This window comes from Streptomyces sp. AK08-02 (assembly GCF_033795085.1).
Taxonomy (GTDB): domain Bacteria; phylum Actinomycetota; class Actinomycetes; order Streptomycetales; family Streptomycetaceae; genus Streptomyces; species Streptomyces echiniscabiei.
Window position 1 is genome coordinate 47736 of the sequence record NZ_JARAZV010000010.1, and the last position, 20249, is coordinate 67984.

Consider the following 20249-nt stretch of genomic DNA (forward strand, 5'->3'; position numbering starts at 1 on the left):
TCATCACGCGGCGTCACCTTTTTCGTGGCTGGTTCGCTGTCCGCATCAGGCGGTCAGCTCGTGCAGGACGGTGTCGACGCCGGGCAGTTTGCGCAGCGCTTCGAGGTACGTCTCGCGGGCCCGGGCGATCCGGTCGCGCTCCGGTCCCGCGCCGAGCAGCGGCAGGATCTCGGCGAGGGTGGCCTCCTCCGTGAAGGTCTCCAGCCGGGGCACCAGGTCGGCGAACGGGTTGTCGGCCAGCAGCGGGGTCAGGAAGTGGTGCCAGCCGACCGGGAACATCAGGCACCGGTAGAGGTAGTCGACCCGGTCCACCACGGACTGCGCGAACTCGGTCATCGGTGGCGCGGAGGGCAGGTCCCAGGTCAGCCGCCCGGCCTTCTTGTGGAGGGAGTTGCCGAGCACGACGGACGGAATTCCGCGCAGCGCGGTCCGGTGCAGGCTGACCGAGACGATGTTGTTGGAGATGTGCAGGTCGACGGCTTGCAGCAGCCTCCCGAGTCGTTCCGGCGGCACCGGACCGAGCGCGTGGAAGCCCTCCGGGTCACGGTCGTGGAAGACCAGCCGGGAACCCATCGAGACGACGTCGGCGTGTTCGAGCAGCCGCGTCAGCAGCCGTTCCATCATGGTGCGGCTGGCGTCGACGAACCCGGTGACCAGGGGGTAGGTCTTCGGTGTGTGCTGCCAGGTGGCGCCGGCCACCAGGACGACCGGACGGTCCCCGGACAGGCCGAGTTCGCGGCGCACCTCGGCCCGTTCCGCGGTCCCGATGTCGGTGACGCTCTCCAGCATCGGATACGCGTACACGTCCGGGCCGGCGTCCAGGTCGAGCGGGTTGTTGAGCGGGCACGGCCGCAGCCGGAACGCCAGCCCCTCGACCGTGATCTCGCCCTCCTGCTTGGCCCGGAAGCCGTAGGTGTCCAGCCAGGTGTCCTCGCGTCCCCAGGAGAAGTCGTCGAAGGTGCCGATCGGGCAGTCGAACACCGCGAGATCGGCGCGGGTCAGTCCGTAGTGGCGGTCGCAGAAGTCGTAGTTCATGAAGTCGGCCAGCACGACCAGGGCGGGCCGGTCGGTGTGCTCGATGTCGCTCAGCTGGATCCGGTTGATCTTCCCTCCGCCGGGGATCAGCAGCCGGTGGTCGAGGCCCGCGGCGGTGGCGTAGCCGCGGTGCGTGGGCGGGACGAGGAACAGCGGCCGGAATCCGCTGCCGGTCATCCGGGCGGCGAACTCGGCGGCGATCGCGTACTCGCCGTACGCCCAGAAGCTCGTCACGACGAACAGGACGGTCCTGCGCCGGGCGCTCAACCGGACACCTCCGCCCGCAGGTTGCGCACGGACGGCTGGTCGGGGAAGAGCGTCGTCGCCATCGCGGCGACGGTGTCCCGGGCCGGCAGTCCGCTCTCCCGGTAGTACCAGAGGAACGGGTCGCACATGACGCTCCCGAGCGACCGGAAGGGAACGGGCTCCGTGGTGCGGGCCGCGGCCGCCGAGACGGTCGCCGCGAGCCGGTCGGTGTCGGCGGGGTCGGTCTCCCAGGCCAGCCGGGCGGCGAGCAGGTGGGTGCACGCGAACCACGGCTGCCAGCGCGCGCGGCCCTGACGCTCCAGCAGGTCCTCCGTGTCCTCGGCGGCCTTGGCGCGCTCGGACGCGATGTAGTTGCGGTGCTCGGTGGCGTCGGTCGGCAGCAGCATGCGGGCGTGGATGCGCAGGAACCGGCCGAGCCAGTGGTCCGGTGTGGTGTAGAGCAGGTCGCCGAGGGTCTCCACGATCTCGGCGTAGTCGAGCTGTTCGAGGGCGTCCTCGGCGCCGGACTGCAGGACGGCGAGCATGGAGAGCGCGTAAGGGAATCCGGCGAGCGGATCCGCCCACTCCTTCTCGTACCGCTCGGTCATGCGCCGCACGATCGCCTTGGCACGGCCGAGCCGGGAGGCGACGATCACGGCGCTGTACAGCTCCTCGTCGGCGGCGGATATCGGGATCACGGTCGGCTCACCGCCACGTCTGTCGTCGGGGTCCCGGTGACGGGCTGGAACTCGTCCCAGCCGATGAACTCGGCGTACTCCTTGTAGACCCCGCCGCACACCCGGTCGAAGGCACAGCCGTTGCACCGCTCGTCCTTGACCCGGGTGAAGTCGTCCATGTGGCCCTCGTAGTCGTCCATCACGAAGGAGCGGTAGAGGACCTTGTACCTGTTCTGCTCCCAGTCGACGAGGTGCCGTTCGTAGCCGGGCACCGTGCACTGCGGGAAGCCCTCCAGCAGCAGCCGGGTGTCGCGGCGGAGCGCGCGGTCGCAGGCTTCGAGCACGTAGGGGCGGATCTCCGAGTAACGCGGGGTGACGTCCCAGAAGTTGCGCAGCGCGGTGCCCGAGGTGTGCAGAGCGGAGAGGTTGATCTGGTCCGCGCCGAGATCGAGGCACAGGTCGACGATCTCGGGCAGTTCGGTGAAGTTGTCCTTGCAGGCGACGGTGTTGGTGCGCACCTCGGCGCCCAGCTCCTTGAGGTTGCGGATGCCCTGGACCGCCTGGTCGAAGGAGCCCAGGGACTGACTGATCCGGTCCTGGGTCAACGCGTTCGCGCCGTGCATCGAGACGACGAACAGACTCACGCCCAGGTCCACGACCGTGCGCGCGTAGTCCATCCGGGCGAACTTGCGGGCGTTGGTCATGAGGAACACCGTCGGATAGCCCAACTCGCGGATCTCGTCGAGGATCTCCAGGAAGTCCCGGCGGATCGTGGCCTCACCGCCGTGCAGGCTCACCGCTTCGTAGTCCTGGCCCGCGTGCTCACGGAGGAACCTGGAGACACGGCGCCGCATGATCGTGTCCTGTTTCATGTGCGGTGAGTCCACGATGCAGAACGAACACTTGCTGTTGCAGATGTCCGTGAGATGGATGCTGAGCGCCTTCATCGCCTCGACCTCAGCCTTCGAGTTCTTCCTCGTCGTACACCTCATAGCCCTGCTGGACCATGGCCGCGTCCTCGGGGGTGTAGACGGCCGAGTCCACGGCGAAGTACTCGTCGAGGTTCTCCGGTGTCAGCTTCTCCAGGTCCGCCTCGTCGAGGCTGCGCAGCAGCAGCAACTGCACCTCGCTCAGCTCGTATCCGGCGAGCGCCTCGTCCGGGTCGTCCAGCAGCCGGCGGGCGAAGTCGGCGTCGGCCGTCACACGCTCCAGTACCTCTCTGAGCCGGTTCGGCTCGGTCTGCTCGGCGGCCTCTTCCGTCTCCGGTTCCGTCTCCGGGGTGCTCTCGTCGATGCTCATGGCTTTTCCTCCGGGCTTTCCGCGGGGGTGGGTGACAGGGGTGATGGGTGGCAGGAGTGGTGGGTGACAGGGATGGTGGGGGCCGAGAGCGACGCCTGCGTGATGTACCGGACGGGCCGGACGAACCGGCCTAGGTGAGCGCCATGGTCTCGTTGCTCATCCGGGCCGGCAGCTGCCCAGGCCGGTTCCGGCGCAGGTTCAACATGCGCCAGGAGTCGCTGAAGTCGGTGCTCTGGATCGCGTTGAGCTTGGCGATCTTCGGCACGATGTCGGCCGCGAGCTGCTCAGCGGTGCGGCCGTCGATCTCGTCGAACTCGTAGACCCGGAAGTTCTGCGGCTTGTACGAGAACTCCAGGTCGTCCGCCAGCCAGCGGTAGTTGGCGTCCAGCAGCCGCTGATAGGCGTCCGGGGCCTTGCGCAGTCGCATCCCGTACTCCCCCGGCTTGGCGCCCATCAGCGACTTCGGGGCGACGAAGTACCGGTTGACGTTGAAGTAGTTGATGCGGTCGGCGTTGCGCTCCAGGAAGTCCGTTGTCTCCGCGAAGGTGTCCGCGTCCTCGTGCGGGAGCCCGGTGATGATCTCCAGATCCGCCCAGATGCCGAGTTCCTTGCACCAGCGCAGTACCCGCTCGGCCTCGGCCAGTTTCACCCGCTTGTCGATGATCTTGAGCATCTTCGTGCTCGCGGTCTCCAGCCCGAAGGTCAGTTTCCGGCAGCCGGAGGCGGCCAGCAGTTCCAGGCGCTCGTACGTCAGGCTGTTGAACCGCGCGCAGTCCGACCAGTTGAGCTCGATCCCGTGCAGCACCACCCGGCTGGCGAAGTCCTCCAGGAAGCCGTTGACCAGGTTGAAGTAGTTGTTGAACAGGTAGAAGTAGGGGGTCTCGTACTTCTCGGAGAGCCCGGCCATGTCGGCGACGATGTCGTCGACCGTGGCGTGCACCAGCTTCGTCCGCTCCAGGCTCTCGGTGCAGAACGCGCAGTTGTAGGGGCAGTTGTAGTTGAAGACGTAGGGCATCACGAGCTTGCCCGCCACCCCGTCGCCCGCCTTGGCGGCGTTGGTCTCGTTCGCCAGCCAGCTCAGGTACGGCGGGTACTGGTACAACTGCATCCGGTTCCACTGCTCGTCGGTCTCCCGTTTGCGCGCGCTCGCCTCCGGCCGGTGCAGCACGAAGTTGTGGTAGTCCTCCATCCGCAGCCCGTCGAAGTCGGGTGCGAGAATCCGGTGCGCCGCGTCGGGCGACCGCAGCACCGTGGTGCCGGACATCCGAGCCAGGCCCGGCCGGGCCATCGGCAGCTGCGGCCGGCGATCGCCGAGCGAGGCGACCAGGTCCACGAACACGTCCTCGCCCGGACCGGTGACGGCCGCGTCGAAGTACGTGAGCGCCGCTTCCCACCAGCTGTGGAACGCGTCCTTGAACTGCATCAGGTAGTCGAGGTTGTTGCCGCCCAGCACCACCGGCTTGCCGAAGTGACGCTTGATGTACGCGCCGACGACCAGCGCCGACTGGATCTCCAGGAAGGAGAAGTCGCCGCCCGCCGAGACGCCGACGACATCGGCGGCGGCGATGTCCTTGCCGGCCAGCAGTCTGTCGGCGAAGTCCTCCAGGTGGTCGTCGCGGCCGCCGGCGACGTACTCCAGGACGGCGCGCTCGTCGAAGAAGGGGGCCAGGTCCGTCTTGGCGAACTCCCCCGCGAGCCACATCCGGCGCAGATCCGAGTTGAGGTCGTGCAGATCCACGTCGTACCCGGCGGCGCGCAGGCTCGCGGTGACGATGCCGGTGCCGAAGGGCGGGAGGTTCATCGGGGTGAACATCGGCTGCTCGCCCGGGGAGACGACGATCATCACCCTGGTGGGGCGGGTCTGTGCAGTGGGCATGGCGGTCAGCCTTCCGTGACGCGGAACGAGGAGATCATCGAGCCGGCCGTGGCCAGTGGCGCCGCCGCCCGCAGTTCGGCGGCCAACTCCGCGGCCGCCAGGCGGTACCGGGGTTCCTCGGTCACCGCGCGGACGGCCGACCGGAGCTTCTCGGCGGTCACGGTCTCCGCCTCCAGCGCGACACCGAGACCGAGTTCGGCACAGCGCGCCGCGATGTACGGCTGGTCGCCGCTGATCGGTACGAGTACGAGCGGCAGTCCGCGCACCAGAGCCCGGGACACGGTCCCCCACCCGGCGTGCGTGACCACCGCGTCCGCCGTGTCGAAGAGCCCTTCGTGCGGGGTCGGGCCCAGCACCCGGACGTTGGCCGGCACACGGACGTGGGCCGGCACGCTGCCGTCGACGGCGTGTGTCACCAGGCCGGTCACCTCCAGGCCCCCCAGCGCCTCGACAGCGGCGCCCAGGAAACGGTCCTGGAGGAACATCCGGCCGCCGAGCGAGTCCAGGGTGTGGGTGCTCCCGCTGATGACGACCGTGGGCCGCCCGACGCCGCCGGGGCGGCCCACCTCGGGCGGGACCCGGGTGAGCGGTCCGACGAGCGCGACTTCGGGCGCGAGCGCGGGGTATCCGGCGAACCGGGGTGTGCTGGGGATCAGATGCAGCCGGTCGGACGTACGGCCGAGCAGGCTGCGTTCGTCGTCCAGGGGCAGCCCGAGTTCCTCACGCGTGGAGTTCGGGTCGAACGCCGCCGTGACGTGCTCGGGGAGGAAGGTGCGATGGTGGTCGAGGACCGGGAGCGGGCTGCAGGAGAGTGACGCCCACGGCAGTCGGGCCAGCTCGGCCGCGAGGCCCCCGCCCGGCATCATGACGTCCGACACGATCACCTCGGCGTCGCACGCGTCGGCCAGTTCGACGATGTCCAGCGTCATGTCCACGACGTCACCGAGGAACAGCCTCCGGAACAGGGCGCCGGCGTCACCATGGGCGTACAGCTCCGCCGGGACGGGCCGGTCCCGGCCCCAGCGGGTGTGCGGGGACTCGGTGAAGAGGGTGACGTCGTGCCCGTCCTCGCGCAGCCGGGACGCGAGCGCGTCCATCGGCTCGGTGTGTCCGGCCGGCGGGAACGGCACCAGCAGCGCTCGGGTCACAGAGCGCTCCTGGCCGGGACGTCCGCGGTGAGGTCGAATCTCGTGCGGATGTGCAGCAGCCCCTCCGGGGTGCCGACGTCATGGAACTCGCCGGACTCGAAGTCCAGGGCGTGCACCCGCAGTCCGGTGTCGACCGCCGTCATGAACACATCGCTCATCAGCAGTTCGCGGCCCGGTTCCCGGCGTACGGTGGCGACGTAGTCGTGCAGCAGTTCGGTGAACGCCGGTGACCAGGCGGCGATACCCCACGTGTTGCGAACCGGTGATTCGGTCCTCGGCTTGTCCACGATGGCCCGGACCCGGTGCGTGCCCACGTCGATCACGACCGGGGCGAGGCGCTCCGGGTGGTCGGTGGGGAACACGCCGAGGGTGACATCGGCGCCGTGCGACGTGTGGAAGTCGACGAGCCGGGAGAAGCAGTCGGCGGGGGCGATGACGGTGTCGGGCATCCCCATGCACACCATCCGGTCGGCCAGGAACGGCGTGGCCAGGTCGATGGCGGCCGGCATCCCGAGCGGCGTGTCCTGGCACAGGTAGGCCAGGTCCATGTCGAGTTGCCCGCCCGAGCCCAGATAGCGGAACACGTCCGCCTTGGCCGGGGAGAGCGGCACGAAGGCCCGGCGTATCCCTCCGGCGCGCATGGAGGTCAGCAGGTACTCGATCACGGTTTTCGGCAGCAGCCGCCCCTCGGCCTTGCGGTAACCGATCTGAATCAGCTCTTTGGGCGCTCGGTAGGGCGCCAGACGTGTGCCGGCACCAGCGGCGGGCACGATTCCGAACCACTCAGCCATGGACCTCTCCAACGTCGTTCGAAGCGGCACCGTACAGGCCGGGATCACGGCATTTGCTGTGGTCGCGCAGGGTTCGCGTCAGGTCTTCGCTGGGGTCGTGCTGGGGCTTCTCCGTGACCGTGCTGTGGTCGGCGCATTGATCGTCCGGACACGTTCCCCGCAGGTCAGCGGCGTGCTTATGCTCGGCCGCATGTCCGAACCGCAGGTATCCGTCATCGTGCCCCTGTTCGGCGAGCACCACGGGGTGCGCGCTCTTGCGGCCGTCTGCCGCAACTGGCTGAGGCAGTCCGTACCGTGCGAGGTGGTGGTCGCGGTGGCGGAGGGCACGCGGTTGCCCGATCTCGGCGACGGCCTGCGGGACGGGCGGATCCGGGTGGTGCCCGCACCACACGATTCGATCTCGCCGGGACCGCTGCGCAACCTCGCGGTCACGGCCTCCCGCGCACCTGTGCTGTACCTCGGCGACGCCGACATCGCCCCGCTCGGCGAGGAATTCCTCGCGGGCGCACTCGCTCTGGAGCGGGAGCGAGCGGTGATCCAGCCGTGGATGTACCGCCTTGTCGATCCGGACCCCGGGCTCGACGCGCCGTACCTGGAGCCGCCCGCCGCAGGCCGCGCCTGCCACGTGACCATGGGCCGGGACGGTGTGCTCAGGGCGGTCGGCAACGAGCGGTTCAGCCGGCTCGGCGACTCGCTGATGGTGGTCGATCCGAAGTCCGGGGACGGCTGGACCGGCGAAGACGGCAAGCCGTGGCGGCCCAGCCCGTTCCACTGGGGCGGAATCATGCTGTCCCGTACGGCCTTCGACGCCGTCGGCCGGTACAGCGAGCGGTATGTCGGCTGGGGCTGTGAGGACGACGACCTGATCGCGAAGCTCGACGGCACCGTCGGAGCAGTGCGCGCCTGGCGGGTGGCCCGGCAGCTGACCTGCCTGCACTTCGAGCATCCGCGCACGCACACCTACGCCTGGCTCGCGGACAACCAGCGGATCCTGGCGGAGCGTCTGGCGGCCGGGGTCGACGCGATGATCAAGGAGGACCGCTGAATGCCCAGTCCGACGCCCGCCATCACAGCCCGGGACATCCACAAGCGCTACGGCAGCACGGTCGCCGTGGACGGTATCTCCTTCGAGGTCGAGGTCGGGGAGTTCTTCGGGATCCTCGGGCCCAACGGCGCGGGGAAGACCACGACGTTGGAGATCGTCGAGGGGCTGCGGAAACCGGATTCCGGCGAGGCCCGGGTGCTCGGCCTGCCGTCCTGGCCGCGCAATCCCGAACTGCTGCCCCTGATCGGCGTGCAGATGCAGACCTCGGCGTTCTTCGAACGGCTCACCGCGACCGAGCAGATCCACACACTGGCCCGGCTCTACGGCGTGCCTCCCCGGCATGGTGACGAGCTGCTGGAGCAGTTCGGTCTGGGGCACCGGGCCCGTACCCGCGTCGATCACCTCTCCGGCGGCGAGGCCCAACGGCTGTCCATCGCCTGCGCGCTGGTGCACGACCCGCGGGTGCTGTTCCTCGACGAGCCGACGGCCGGCCTCGATCCGCAGGCCCGCCGCAATCTGTGGGATCTGGTGCGAGAGATCAACGCGGCGGGACGGACCGTCGTCCTGACCACCCATTACATAGAGGAGGCCGAGGTGCTCTGCGATCGGGTGGCGATCGTCGACCGCGGCCGCATCCTCGAATGCGACCGGCCGGAGGCCCTCATCCGCAAGGTCGACGCCGTGTCCCGGATCACCGTCCAGACCGGCCGGATCGACGTCGAGGACCTGCGCAAACGGCTGCCCGAGGTGAGTGTCCAGGAGGACGAGGACTCGCTGGTCATCGCCACCCGGGAGCCCGGGTCCGTACTCGGCGTCCTCGCCGAGCTGGGGGCGCTGCGTGATCTGACGGTGCGCGGGGCCACCCTGGAGGACGCGTTCCTCACACTCACCGGACGGGAGTACCGCTCATGAGGGGCGTCGTACCGCTCTCCCGCGCACTGGTGCGCGGCTATCAGCGCGACCGCGGAGCGCTGTTCTTCACGATCCTGTTTCCGCTGGTCTTCCTCTTCCTGCTGGGTGGGCTGCTCGGCAATCAGAACACTCCGAAGGTCAAGGTGGTGCTGGTCGGCACGGTCGGCGTGTACGACGAGCTGTCCACCGCGCAGCAGGCCCAGTTGCGGGAGGCGCTCACGGTGAGCCGCGCGTCGACCCTGGAGGACGCGCTGGCGCAGGTCCGCGACGGCGACGTAGAGGCCGCGATCATCCAGTCGGGCACCGATGTGCGGGTGCGCTACTCGGCGGCCGACGCGTCGGCCGCGGCGCAGGTGCAGACAGTGGTGCGCTCGCTGGTGGACGCGTTCAACATCTCGGCGACCGGCCAGACGCCGAAATACGCGATGACCGCGAGCCAGACCGAGGACAAGTCCCTCAAGGAGATCCAGTACCTGACACCGGGAATCCTCGGCTGGGCGATAGCGACCGGCGCCACCTTCACCGCGGCCTCCACGCTGGTCGTCTGGCGCCAGCGCGGTCTGATGCGCCGGCTGACGCTCGCCCCCATCGGCGTTTCGTCCGTCATCGGTGCGCGAATCCTGGTGAGCCTCGCGATCGCCCTGGCCCAGACGGTGCTGTTCATCGCGGTCGCGGTGCTGGTCTTCGATCTCCGGCTGGCCGACACGGGCTGGCTGGCGATCCCACTGGTGCTGGCCGGCACCCTGGCATTCCTCTCGATCGGTCTACTCATCGGCGCGACCACGAAATCGGTCGAGTCCGCCAGTGCGATCTCCAACCTCGTCGTCATCCCGATGGCGTTCCTGTCGGGCTCGTTCATCCAGCTCAGCATCGCGCCCAAGTGGGTGCAGCAGTTCTCCGAGGTACTGCCGCTGCGCCATCTCAACGACGGCATGGTGGCCGCCCTGGCCCGGGGCGCCGATCTGTCGGTCGTGCTGCCCGAGATGGGTCTGCTGCTCGGCTTCGCCCTCGTGGTCGCCGTCATCGCGGCACGTCTGTTCCGCTGGGACGACGCGTGAGGCGACGGGAGCCGGCGCTCGGCCACGGACCGAGCAACTCGGCGGCGAGATCGGCCGATTCTCCGCTCCGTAACCCAATGGCCCGCACAACCACAGGAGTTGGTATATGAGGCTCCGTAGGTAGCCATCGGCTCCGTGTAGGTGTTTCTACTGATGTGTTGGTCATGCGAGGTGCTGCAAGGTTGCCCTGAAGCCACCGTTCAGCCCCTCGGAGGCGGTGTGGTCCACCTGTGCCAGGCCTCAGGACATGCCCTCCGCAGACCGAGCGGCACTCTCCGCCGGAGCATTTCTCATGACTTTCGTCGAGAACCCCCTCGCTCTGCGAACCGTGCAGACCCCCATGCCGAGCACATCGGAATCCGCAGGCGGCGCAAGGCGTTTCGACGCCGGTGCCCTGCGCGACCGGGGCAGAAGATGACCGGTGCGCGGCAGGCCGACCTGGTCGGGCGGGAGCCGGAGATGAGCCGGCTGCGTGCCGTGCTCGGGGACCGGAACCCCCGGTGTGCCCATCTGCTGGAGATCAGCGGAGACCCGGGGATCGGGAAGACCCACCTGCTCGCCGCGTTCCGCGCCCATGCGCGGCGGTCGGGATGGACCGTGCTGACCGGCGGTGCGTCCGGGCTGGGAGACACCCGGCCCTTCGCCCTGTTCTCGGAAGCGGTCCGTACGGCCCTGACGCTGACGAGGGGGCCGGACCCCGCCGATCCGGCCGCCGACGGAAGAGCGTCAGCATGTCCTGGGCGACTCGCCGAGATCCCGGACGGGGACGACCACCGACTGGTGGAGGCCATGTCCGACCTGCTCTGGAACACCGCGCGCCGACAGCCCCTGGTTCTGGCCCTGGAGGATCTGCACTGGGCCGACGACACCTCGGTCCGCCTCCTGCACCACCTGCTCCGCAGTCCCCGGCCCGGCGTGCCGCTCGTGATCGCGTACACCCTGCGACCCCGGCAGTGCTCCGACCGGCTGGCCGCCTGTCTGGCAGATGCCCGGGACTCCTTCCGCGGTGAGCGGTTCGCCCTGGCACCGCTGACCCGCCGGGCCGCCGACGTACTGGTGCGCGAGGTGGCCACCGCACGGCACGGAGACCTGTACGAGGCGGCCGAGGGCAACCCGTTCTACCTGAAGGTTCTGGCACGGGCGTCGCGGCCCGGGCCCACCGACGGCCCGGCCGTCCCTCTCCCGCTCACCGACTCGGCTCTCGCCCTGGCACTGCCCGCCCTCGCGCGGGAGACGGCTTCGCTGAACGCCGACCACATGGCCGTGGCACAGGCGGCGAGCGTGCTCGGCGACGACTTCGACCCCTCGGATCTCGGCGCGTTGACCGACCGCGATCCGGGCACGGTCGCGGAGGCGCTCGACGCGCTGGTCGCTCGGGACCTGATCCGCGCCGACCCCGCCCACGGGAGACGCTTCCGCTTCCGGCATCCCGTCGTCCGTGCCCTGCACTACATGGGAACCCCGCCCGGCAGCCGACAGCGCATCCACGCGCGGGCCGAGCAGGTGCTCCGGCAGGCGGGCACACCGGCCGTGGAACGTGCCCCGCACGCGGCCAGATCGGCCCAGCCCGGCGACCTCGAAACGATCCGCCTGCTTCGGGACGCCGCCGAGCAGATCCTGGGTACCGACCCGGAGACGGCGGCGTCGTGGTTGGGCACGGCACTGCGGCTGCTGCCGGAGAACAGCGACCCAGGTCTCCGTACCCGGTTGATGTCCTCGCGGGCACGGGCTCTCGGTGTCAGCGGGCAGTTGCAGGCGTCTCAGGAGCTGCTGACGGAGATCTCGCGCCGCCGGGAGGGCGAACCGACACGGCACGACACGGAACTGGTCGCCTTCCAGGCCATGATCGAGCGGTATCTGGGCAACTGCGGCCACGCGGAAGCCCTGTTGACGGCAGAACTCGCCTCGCTCCCGGACCATGCCGCCGCCCTCGGTGATCCGCTCCGCCTGGAGTTGGCGACCATCAGCGCGCTGCACCAGGCCTTCACCCGCTCACAGGCCCTCTCCCAGGGTGTACTGGGACGCGCGATCGTGGCGCGGGACCCGGCCCTGCACATGGCGGCCACGATCGGCCTGGCGCACAACAGCGCCTTCGCCGGCGACATCCCCGCCCTGTTGCACTGGGTGAACGAGGCTTCCCACCTGGTGGACTCCGCCACCGATGCCGAACTCGCCCCGCACCTGGACGCTCTCAGCCGGCTGTCCTGGGCCGAGACCGTGGCCGAACGGCACGGCAACGCCCTGCGGCACACGGCTCGCGGCAGCCGGCTCGCCGAGGCCTCCGGGCAGCTGTTCGTCCTGCCGTATCTCCAGCTCACGCACGCCTACGCCAGTATCAGCGTGGGGCGGCTCGACGACACCCTCCGGTCGGCGGAGTACGCGCGCGACCTCACCCGGCGAACCGAGCGGCCCGCCGTGTTCGGCCTCGCGTCGGCTCTGCAGGCCTGGGCGCTGTTGTTCCTCGACGGCCCGGACGCCGCCGCGTCGACCGCCGAGCAGGCCCTTCAGGAGATCGGCGCGGGCGGCTGGCTCTGGGGTGTCACGGCGGGCGTGCTCGCCACCATCCGGCTCGCCCAGGGCCGTTCGGAGGAGTGTCTGGATCTGACCTGGTCGGCGACCGAGCACGACAGTCACCCCGGAGCCACGCGTACGGTCAGAACGACCTGGTACGCCCTCAGAGCACAAGCGACGGCGGCCTTGGGCCACACCGACGCGGCCGGCGAATGGGCGCTCAGAGCCCTGGAGGGCGCGGAGTTGCTAGGTCTGCCCGGGCAGCGCGGACACGCGGCTCTCGCTCAGGCGACCAGTGCCGCGGACCCGGTCCCCTGGCTGCGCAGGGCGATCGGCGAGTTCCACTCCGGGGGCTTCGTCCTCAGGGAGTGCCAGGCACGCCTCATGCTGGCCCGGGAACTCGTCGCACGCGAGTCACCCGGCGAGGCCTTGGCCGAGGCCCACCGGGCGAAGGCCCTCAGCGAGGCTTCCGGGGCACGCCATCTGCACCAACAGGCCGTCAACATCCAGCGGTTGCTGGGGGCCCGTGCGCCGCGTCCGGAAAGGACGGCGTCCACGTCCTCGTCCACGACGGCGTCCGTGTCACTGCCGGACATGTCGTGTCGCGAGCGAGAGATCACCCGACTGGTGTCCCTCGGGATGTCCAACAACGAGATAGCCGGCGCGCTGTTCCTGTCGCCGAAGACGGTGGAAGGGCACCTCACGCGCATCTTCCGGAAGACCGGCGTGCGTTCACGCGGGGCACTCGTCGCGACGCTCGCACAGGCCACCCGATAGGCGTTCCGACAGGCATTCGGCCGACTGTTCACGCGCCGCGGCGCAGGAGGAGGTGCGTGAGTGCCAGACGGGAGGTGACGCCCAACTTGCGGTAGACGCTGGCCAGATGGGCGTCCACGGTACGAGGGCTGAGGAAGAGCCGTTCGGCGATCTGCCGGTTGCGCAGACCTGTCGCGGCGAGTCCGGCGATCTCGCGTTCCCGGTCGGTGAGATGTCCGAGGAATGCGTACTGTCCGGTCGGCTGCACCAACTCCGCCCGCACTTGCGCCACTTGTTCGTGCACCAGTCGCGCACCGAAGGTCCGGGCAATCGCCTCGGCGGTCTCCAGTTGGCCGGCGGCGGCCTCCGGCCCACGCACGGCGTGCGTCGAGCGGGCTCCGATCGCCAGGGTCCAGGCGTGATGGACCGGCATTCCGGCGGTGCGGAACCCGTCGGCGGACAGCGCGAACAGCTTTGCCGCCGCGTCCTGTTCACCGTCGGCCCGGTGAAGCTCGGCACGGGCCCGAAACACCCACGCCTCCTGTCCGCGAAGCCCCAGCCGGTCGGCCTCCCGATCCGCGATCCGGATGGTCCGGTGGGCGAGGTCCCGGTCCCCGCAGCGCAGTGCGGCCATGCTCAACAGGGAGAGCAGCGAGGGCCGGCACGTCGGCAGACTCAGCGACAGCATCTCGCCGCCCCACCCGCCATGTCCGCCATGTCCGCCCTCTCCGCCCTGTCCGCCCTGTCCGTCCATCAGGGTCCGTACGCATCCGGCGGCGTCCCCCGCGAGGAGTCGCGCCTGGGCCAACAGGCCGGTCGCCGAACTCGTCCACCAACTGCGGTTCAGAGAGGAGTTGCTCAGCACCTCCTCGGCCCGCACGACGGTCTCGGCGGCGTAGCGGCTGCCACGGTGCCATATGCCGCTGAGCACCCGTATCGCCGTAGCCAGCCCGACCGCGTCCGGGGCGCCGACGGACCGGGCAAGATGTTCTGCCTCCAGGGCCCGGTTGCGCGAGGCGTCTAGACGGCCGGTCCACTGGTCGACCATTGACAGACCGAGGAGCTGACGCATGAAGACGTGCCGCTGGGGCGCGACACGGGCAGGTCCCAGTCCGCGACCGAGATGGCGGTACGCGTCCGCGTACCGCTCCAGATACAGCTCGGCGGTACCGAGGAGCGCGAAGGTCTCCGATGTGTGGGCGGCCTCGTCGGGCAGCGCGTCCACGAGCCGCGCGCATCGGGAGACCTCGGGGCCGGTTTCCTTCACCAGGCCCCTGCAGGTGTCCGACAGCGCCGTGAGGACCCGGAGTTCGATACGGGCACCCGCGTCCGCCGCGCTCCGCACGCCCGAGGCCTCGTGGAGCAGTGGGCTCGCCCGGTCATGTGTCCCGCGTAACGCGTGCACCAGGCCGTACTCGGTGATCAGCTCGAGCGCCGCGGCGGGCAGGGGATCGGCCAGCGGCCGGGGCAGCAGACCCAGCCCTGCCGAGGCGAGGGCCTCCGCCTCCTCGTACCGGCCGAGGAGCCGCTCGGCACCGGCGCAGATGGCGTGAGCCTGCCAGCGCTGCTCGTCGGTGAGGGAGTCGAGACCGTTCCCGAGCAGTTCGTGAGCGAGAGCCCGGGCCTCCTCGGACAGTCCGGCGGCGATCAGCGCACGGCAGAGGGCGAGTCGCACCGCGCCACGCGGGCCGGACGCCTCGGCTCCGTCCGGGTACGCCTCGATCGCCAGACGCAGCCACCGCGCCGCGGTACGCGGTGCCCGTACGACGATTTCGGCGGCGCCCGCCAGCAGGATGCCGGAGGCCGCCGCGTCGGTGCCCAGCAGGTGCTCCGCGTGTCTCGCCCGTTCGCAGGCCCGGTCGCCGCGCGCGGTGACCAGGTGCAGCGCCCGCCGGTGGGCCCGTATACGGAGGGACAACTCGGCGGTCTCGTGAGCGACATGGCCGACCAGGGGATGGCGGAAGTCCAGCCGGCCGCCCCAGCCCGCCGACCTCACCAGGTCGGCCCGGACCAGGTCGCCGAGCGCGTCCAGGGTTCGTTCGAGGCCGAGCCCGGAGACCTGGGCGACATCCCGCAGCCGGATGGGCGAGCCGAGCACCGCCGCCGCTACGGCCGTGTCAGCGGCGTCCGACGACAGTGATCCGAGTTCCGCCACAAGAGGGGCAGCCTCCCGCAGGAGTCCGTCGACATCGTTTCCCGGGCGATGGGGCCAGTCGTCCGGATGCCAGCCCGCGGCGACGAGCAGCCGCAGATAGCGCGGATTGCCCTGGGCCGCCGTACACAGCCTGTCGACGAACTCGGCGGACGGGGCTCCCCGTTCCACCCCGGAGATGTCATCGGCCCATGGTCCGGCAAGTAACGCGGCGGTGGCGTCGTTGTCCAGAGGACCGAGTTCGAGGCGGGTCACACCGCCCGTGTGCACACCGTCCTGGAGTGCCGCCAGCAACGCCGGGGGCGTCTGACGTGAGCGGTGCACCAGAACGAGAAGAAAGGCCCTGGGGGCGGTCGACCGGATCAGCCCTACGAGCAGTTCCACCGAGGCCGGGTCACACCAGTGCACGTCGTCCAGTACGACCACACTGCCGCGGGCCCACTCCCCGAACCCCTCAAGCGCTTCGGGGAGGGCTTCCGCGGCGCGGTTCGTGAAGCTGCCGACACCGGGCCGCACACTCCAGGCATCACGGAACACCTGACAGGGCCGTGCGTTCCCACGCGAGGCCCGGGCTCGGACCGTCAGCAGTCCCTGCTGTGCGGCCAGTTCGACAAGGCCGGTCGCCAGGCGGGTCTTCCCACTGCCGGGATCGCCCGCGATCTCCACGACAGAGCCCCGGCCGCCGGCCAGCTCCTGAACCAGATCGGCCAGCAACGCACTCTCGGACTCCCGTCCGATCACAGGACCCCGGGAGGAAGGCACGGTTACGGCGACCATCCGAACCTCCGTGGCGGGGCTCAAGCCCGGCGCACGCCTTCCCGGCGCGCACTCGTGACTCCCCCGAGCCCTCCGGGGAAAGTGCGAAGTCGATCATACTTCAGTTTCCTAACCAAAGCACCCTATGGAGTGCAGAATCCAAGGTTTCGCTTTAGTCAAGCCAACCGCCGTTCAGTCGGGAATGTCCCAGGTGAACCGGTGCACATGAATCCCGAAATACGGGAACGACTGCACTTCGCGCACCCCGGGAACGACCCGGATGTCCTCGTTGATCAGCGCGGACAGATCGGGCATCGTCCGGCACACGACTTCCACGAAGAGATCGAACGCGCCCGCGGTGGTCACCAGGTAGATCACGCTGTCGATGGTCTCCAGCCTGTCGATGATCCCCTGGAGTTCGCCGTCCACCTTGACGCCCAGAAGCGCCATGACGGGCAACCCCAGTCTCATCGGATCCGTGACCGCCGCGAACTGCAGGAGCCCGCTCTCGGTCAGCCGCTGAACCCGGGCCCGCACCGCGGGACCGGACAACCCCACCTCCTTGCCGAGGTCGGTGTACGACGCCCGACCGTCCTGCTGCAGATGGCGGATCAAAGCCCTGTCCACCGCGTCCAACTCGATGCGGGCCGCCATGTGATCGCCTTTCCTGCCGTGCCGAGAAGGGCGACCGTATCAACTGGCGGAAGGAACCCCCGGGCATGGCATGGCCGTCCGCGACCGGAACGCCCTGCGGAAACTGTGCGGGTACGGCCTGGAGGATCCTGCTCAGCAGCAGCGCGGGGTGGGCCACCACGGCCTGCCGGTCCCGCAGCCGGATCAGGTTCCCTCGTACCAGCGGATCGGGTTCGGTCTCGGGTCCCTGTCGTCGCCGTCGAGCACCAACACCGCGGGTTCAGCACGCTCCTGAGCCGCCGCCTTCGAGGCGCCGGCTCAGGATCCGACAGAAACCGTCGAGGCTGGAACGGTGGCCTTCGCTTGCCGCGAGGCCGTTTCGGCGGCTGGAGTTTCGATGAGCGTAACCTGTCAATGAGCTCAGCTTATTTCTCGCATATAGGGTGCCAGTCGCCCATTTGGGGCAGGCGCGCAGGCTCGGGCATTGAGGTGTCAACAATTTTGCTGATAGTTCTCTCGTCCAGCGCGCGCTGTTCCGGACGCCCCCGCACTCAGAGGTGGGGCACCGTCCTCCACCCTTGTTTGCAGGGAGTGTTCGTGAGTAAGCAGAGAACAAGTCGGGCTCGTAACCGACGGACCTGGCGAGGCATAGCCGGCGTGGCCGCCGGTGCGGTTCTCGTCGGAGGCGGATTCGTGGCGGCCAACGCCGCGACGACCACGGGTGGCGCGCAGAAGTCGGCCGCGGGTGTGCACTACCCGGTCGACAGGAAGGCCGCGGGCACCAAGGCCGTGGTCAGCGCGGCCAACGCGTTCCTGAACACGCTGGACGCCGACCAGCAGGCGGAGGTCCTCCTGGACCTCACCGAGGCGAACGCGACGGCCTGGTCGAACCTGCCGTGCGGCTCGTCCTGCCGTCCCGGCATCGAGCTCGGCTCCCTGACCGACACCCAACTGGCCGCCGCGCAGCAGTTGTTGAAGCTGGCCACGGGAACCGGCAAGGGCTCCGGGTACGACCAGATCACCCAGATCATCAAGGCCGATGACGTGCTCGCCTCGGTGCAGGCCACCAGCTCGGCGGGGACGGGCCCGGCGCCCTCGGACACCGCGTCGAGCACGGCCTCCGCGGATCCGTCCGCCTCCGACTCGGCCTCGGCCGACCCGAGTTCGTCGACAAGCGGCGCTCCGACAGGCGCCCCGCCCTCCGGCGGCACCGGCGGGGGCGGCTCCTTCGGCTACGGCAGCGGCCTCTACTACATGGCGTTCCTCGGCACCCCCTCCGCGGACGGCACGTGGCAGCTGCACTTCGGCGGTCACCACCTCGCCGTGGACCTCACCTACAAGAAGGGCAAGGTGGCGGGTGCCAGCCCCTTCTTCGTCGGAGTCGAGCCCACCAGCTGGACCGCCGACGACGGCACCACGTACTCGCCGTTGGAGGAACAGCGCAACGGCATGCTCGCGCTGACCGGCAGCCTGACCACGGAGCAGCTGGCCGCCGCCAAGCTGTCCGCGACGTACAACGACGTGCTCCTCGGCCCGGGCGAGGACGGCCAGTTCCCGGAGACCAAGGAAGGCATCAAGGTCAGCGAGCTGTCGCCCAAGCAGCAGAAGCTGGTCCTGAAGGCCATCCACCCCTGGGTCGCCAACGTGGACGACGCCACCGCGAAGCAGCTCATGAAGACGTACGAGCGTGAGCTGAACGAGACCTACGTGGCCTACTCCGGCGGCACCGCCCTCGACACCCAGGGCGACTACGTGCGCATCGACGGCCCCGGCGTATGGGTCGAGTTCGTCTGCCAGAACGGCCTCGTCATCCAGGGCAAGGTCCACTACCACACCGTGTACCGCGACCACACCCGCGACTACGGCAGCGAGTTCTCCTTCTCATGACCCGGCCGCGAAACTGGCTGACCACAGCGCTCCGCCTGGTGGCCGGGATCGCGATCGCGGTACCGGCGGCGCTCCTCCTCGGGGCGTCGCCGGCCGCCGCACATCCGATGCCCCACTCCGTGGTCCAGCTCGACGTGTACGAGGACTCGGTCACCGCACGCCTCGAACTGCCGGCCGGCGACCTCGCCACGGCCAGCGGCATCGACCTGACCACCATCGAATCGTCCGCCCTGCCTACCAAGGCAATGACCCTCCGTACCTACCTCGCCCAGCACATCCGCCCGACCACACTGGGGGGTGAGGCCTGGCAGGTCGACATCGGCGCACTGGATCTCGGCCGCACCCAGCAGACGTCCACCGGCCCCTACCGCGAGCTGATCGCCGAGGCCGTGCTCACCCCGCCGGCCGGCGCCGACGTACGGCACTTCACCTTCGACTACGACGTCATCGTCCATCAAGTCATCACGCACACAGCTCTGGTGACGGTACGTCAGGACTGGGCCACCGGGCAGGTCGGCGACACGGGCGCCACCCAGGTCGGCACCATCAGGGTCGACACCCGGACCATGAAGGTCCCCGCCCTGACCGTCGACCTCGGCGAAGGCAGCGCCTGGCGCGGCTTCCTCGCCATGGTGAAGCTGGGCGGCGACCACATCCTCACCGGTACCGACCACCTGCTCTTCCTGCTGATCCTGCTCCTGCCCGCGCCGCTCGCGGCCACCGCGGGACGGTGGAGCGGGCTGGTCGGCGCGCGGTCCGCGCTCGGGCGGACAGGCCGCATCACGCTCGCCTTCACCGTCGGGCACTCCATCGCGCTGGCCGCCACCGCGCTCGGCCGCCTGGACATCCCGGACCGGCCGGTCGAGTCGTTCATCGCGCTGAGCATCCTCATCGGTGCCGTCCACGCGATCCGCCCGCTGTTCCCGGGCCGGGAAGCAGTCGTGGCCGGGGTCTTCGGGCTCGGTCACGGCATGGCGTTCTCCTTCGTCCTGGCCGAGATGCACCTGTCCACCGGCCAGCTCGTGACCAGCCTCCTCGGCTTCAACCTCGGCATCGAACTGGTCCAGCTCCTCCTGGTCTGCCTGGCACTGCCCTCGTTGCTGCTCCTCGCCCGCCTGCGCGTCCAGCCCGTGCTGCGGCTCGCCGGCGCTCTGCTCACCGGCACGGCGGCGCTGGGCTGGCTGGCCGACCGCCTCGGTCTGCCCAACCCCGTCGCCCGGGCCGCCGACAGCGCCGGATCCCACACCACTCCGATGCTGGCCGCCCTCACGGTGACCGCACTCGCCACCACCGCCTGGACCCTGGCCACTCGCCGGCGCGCACGGCCCGGACCGGCCGAGCGACCGGCCGTGACCTCCCCCGAGCGCGAAGGACGACACACGGCGCCGACACGCGACCCGCACGATCGGGACCAGTCGGTGGACACCGCCGACTCGGCGACGACGCTGAGGGGGTGAGGACCCCGGC

Annotated in this window: 16 protein-coding genes; 7 read left to right on the forward strand and 9 right to left on the reverse strand. The window is 69.8% G+C overall.

Annotation, left to right across the window (positions count from 1 at the left end; all coding sequences use genetic code 11):
• Positions 1 to 45: 45 nt before the first annotated feature.
• From PV734_RS21375 to PV734_RS21405, 7 genes are all read right to left on the reverse strand, one after another.
• The gene (locus tag PV734_RS21375) at positions 46 to 1302 is read right to left on the reverse strand and encodes a DUF6365 family protein (protein ID WP_319096243.1); all 1257 of its coding nucleotides are present in this window, start codon (positions 1300 to 1302) and stop codon (positions 46 to 48) included.
• Complete coding sequence (locus tag PV734_RS21380; RefSeq protein ID WP_319096241.1) at positions 1299 to 1979, reverse strand: hypothetical protein; 681 nt, start codon at positions 1977 to 1979, stop codon at positions 1299 to 1301. Before PV734_RS21380 ends, PV734_RS21375 begins: the two co-directional genes overlap by 4 nt.
• Complete coding sequence (locus PV734_RS21385) at positions 1976 to 2905, reverse strand: radical SAM protein (RefSeq protein ID WP_319096240.1); 930 nt, start codon at positions 2903 to 2905, stop codon at positions 1976 to 1978. The genes PV734_RS21380 and PV734_RS21385 overlap by 4 nt, the downstream gene beginning before the upstream one ends.
• A 10-nt stretch (positions 2906 to 2915) precedes the next feature.
• Positions 2916 to 3257: an Os1348 family NHLP clan protein gene (locus PV734_RS21390; RefSeq protein WP_319096239.1), complete on the reverse strand. Its 342-nt coding sequence runs from the start codon at positions 3255 to 3257 to the stop codon at positions 2916 to 2918.
• Between the two features lie 130 nt (positions 3258 to 3387).
• Complete coding sequence (locus tag PV734_RS21395; RefSeq protein ID WP_319096238.1) at positions 3388 to 5133, reverse strand: radical SAM protein; 1746 nt, start codon at positions 5131 to 5133, stop codon at positions 3388 to 3390.
• A gap of 5 nt (positions 5134 to 5138) precedes the next feature.
• Complete coding sequence (locus PV734_RS21400; protein WP_319290951.1) at positions 5139 to 6281, reverse strand: glycosyltransferase; 1143 nt, start codon at positions 6279 to 6281, stop codon at positions 5139 to 5141.
• Entirely contained in the window at positions 6278 to 7072 is a 795-nt protein-coding gene (locus PV734_RS21405; protein ID WP_319290953.1) for a nucleotidyltransferase family protein, read from the reverse strand. Before PV734_RS21405 ends, PV734_RS21400 begins: the two co-directional genes overlap by 4 nt.
• Positions 7073 to 7262: 190 nt before the next feature.
• Between PV734_RS21405 and PV734_RS21410 the strand changes: the two genes are divergently transcribed.
• From PV734_RS21410 to PV734_RS21425, 4 genes are all read left to right on the forward strand, one after another.
• Positions 7263 to 8117 carry a galactosyltransferase-related protein gene (locus PV734_RS21410; protein ID WP_319290955.1) on the forward strand — a complete coding sequence of 285 codons (855 nt, stop codon included), beginning with the start codon at positions 7263 to 7265 and terminating at the stop codon, positions 8115 to 8117.
• On the forward strand, positions 8118 to 9029 hold the full coding sequence (locus PV734_RS21415; RefSeq protein WP_319096234.1) for an ABC transporter ATP-binding protein: 912 nt from the start codon (positions 8118 to 8120) through the stop codon (positions 9027 to 9029).
• Entirely contained in the window at positions 9026 to 10087 is a 1062-nt protein-coding gene (locus PV734_RS21420; RefSeq protein WP_319096233.1) for an ABC transporter permease, read from the forward strand. The genes PV734_RS21415 and PV734_RS21420 overlap by 4 nt, the downstream gene beginning before the upstream one ends.
• A 414-nt stretch (positions 10088 to 10501) precedes the next feature.
• Positions 10502 to 13375, forward strand: a complete 2874-nt coding sequence (locus PV734_RS21425; RefSeq protein WP_319290958.1) for a helix-turn-helix transcriptional regulator — start codon at positions 10502 to 10504, stop codon at positions 13373 to 13375.
• Positions 13376 to 13403: 28 nt separating this feature from the next.
• Here PV734_RS21425 and PV734_RS21430 read toward each other — a convergent pair whose 3' ends face one another.
• The gene (locus tag PV734_RS21430; RefSeq protein ID WP_319290961.1) at positions 13404 to 16283 is read right to left on the reverse strand and encodes a helix-turn-helix transcriptional regulator; all 2880 of its coding nucleotides are present in this window, start codon (positions 16281 to 16283) and stop codon (positions 13404 to 13406) included.
• A gap of 171 nt (positions 16284 to 16454) precedes the next feature.
• Positions 16455 to 16916, reverse strand: coding sequence for an Lrp/AsnC family transcriptional regulator (locus PV734_RS21435; RefSeq protein ID WP_319096230.1), 462 nt, complete (start codon positions 16914 to 16916; stop codon positions 16455 to 16457).
• A gap of 70 nt (positions 16917 to 16986) precedes the next feature.
• On the opposite strand from PV734_RS21435, the gene PV734_RS21440 reads away from it, so the two are divergent.
• From PV734_RS21440 to PV734_RS21450, 3 genes are all read left to right on the forward strand, one after another.
• Positions 16987 to 17190: a hypothetical protein gene (locus tag PV734_RS21440; protein ID WP_319290963.1), complete on the forward strand. Its 204-nt coding sequence runs from the start codon at positions 16987 to 16989 to the stop codon at positions 17188 to 17190.
• A gap of 302 nt (positions 17191 to 17492) precedes the next feature.
• The gene (locus tag PV734_RS21445; protein WP_319290966.1) at positions 17493 to 18782 is read left to right on the forward strand and encodes a DUF3500 domain-containing protein; all 1290 of its coding nucleotides are present in this window, start codon (positions 17493 to 17495) and stop codon (positions 18780 to 18782) included.
• The gene (locus tag PV734_RS21450) at positions 18779 to 20239 is read left to right on the forward strand and encodes a HupE/UreJ family protein (protein WP_319290968.1); all 1461 of its coding nucleotides are present in this window, start codon (positions 18779 to 18781) and stop codon (positions 20237 to 20239) included. The genes PV734_RS21445 and PV734_RS21450 overlap by 4 nt, the downstream gene beginning before the upstream one ends.
• Positions 20240 to 20249 lie beyond the last annotated feature (10 nt).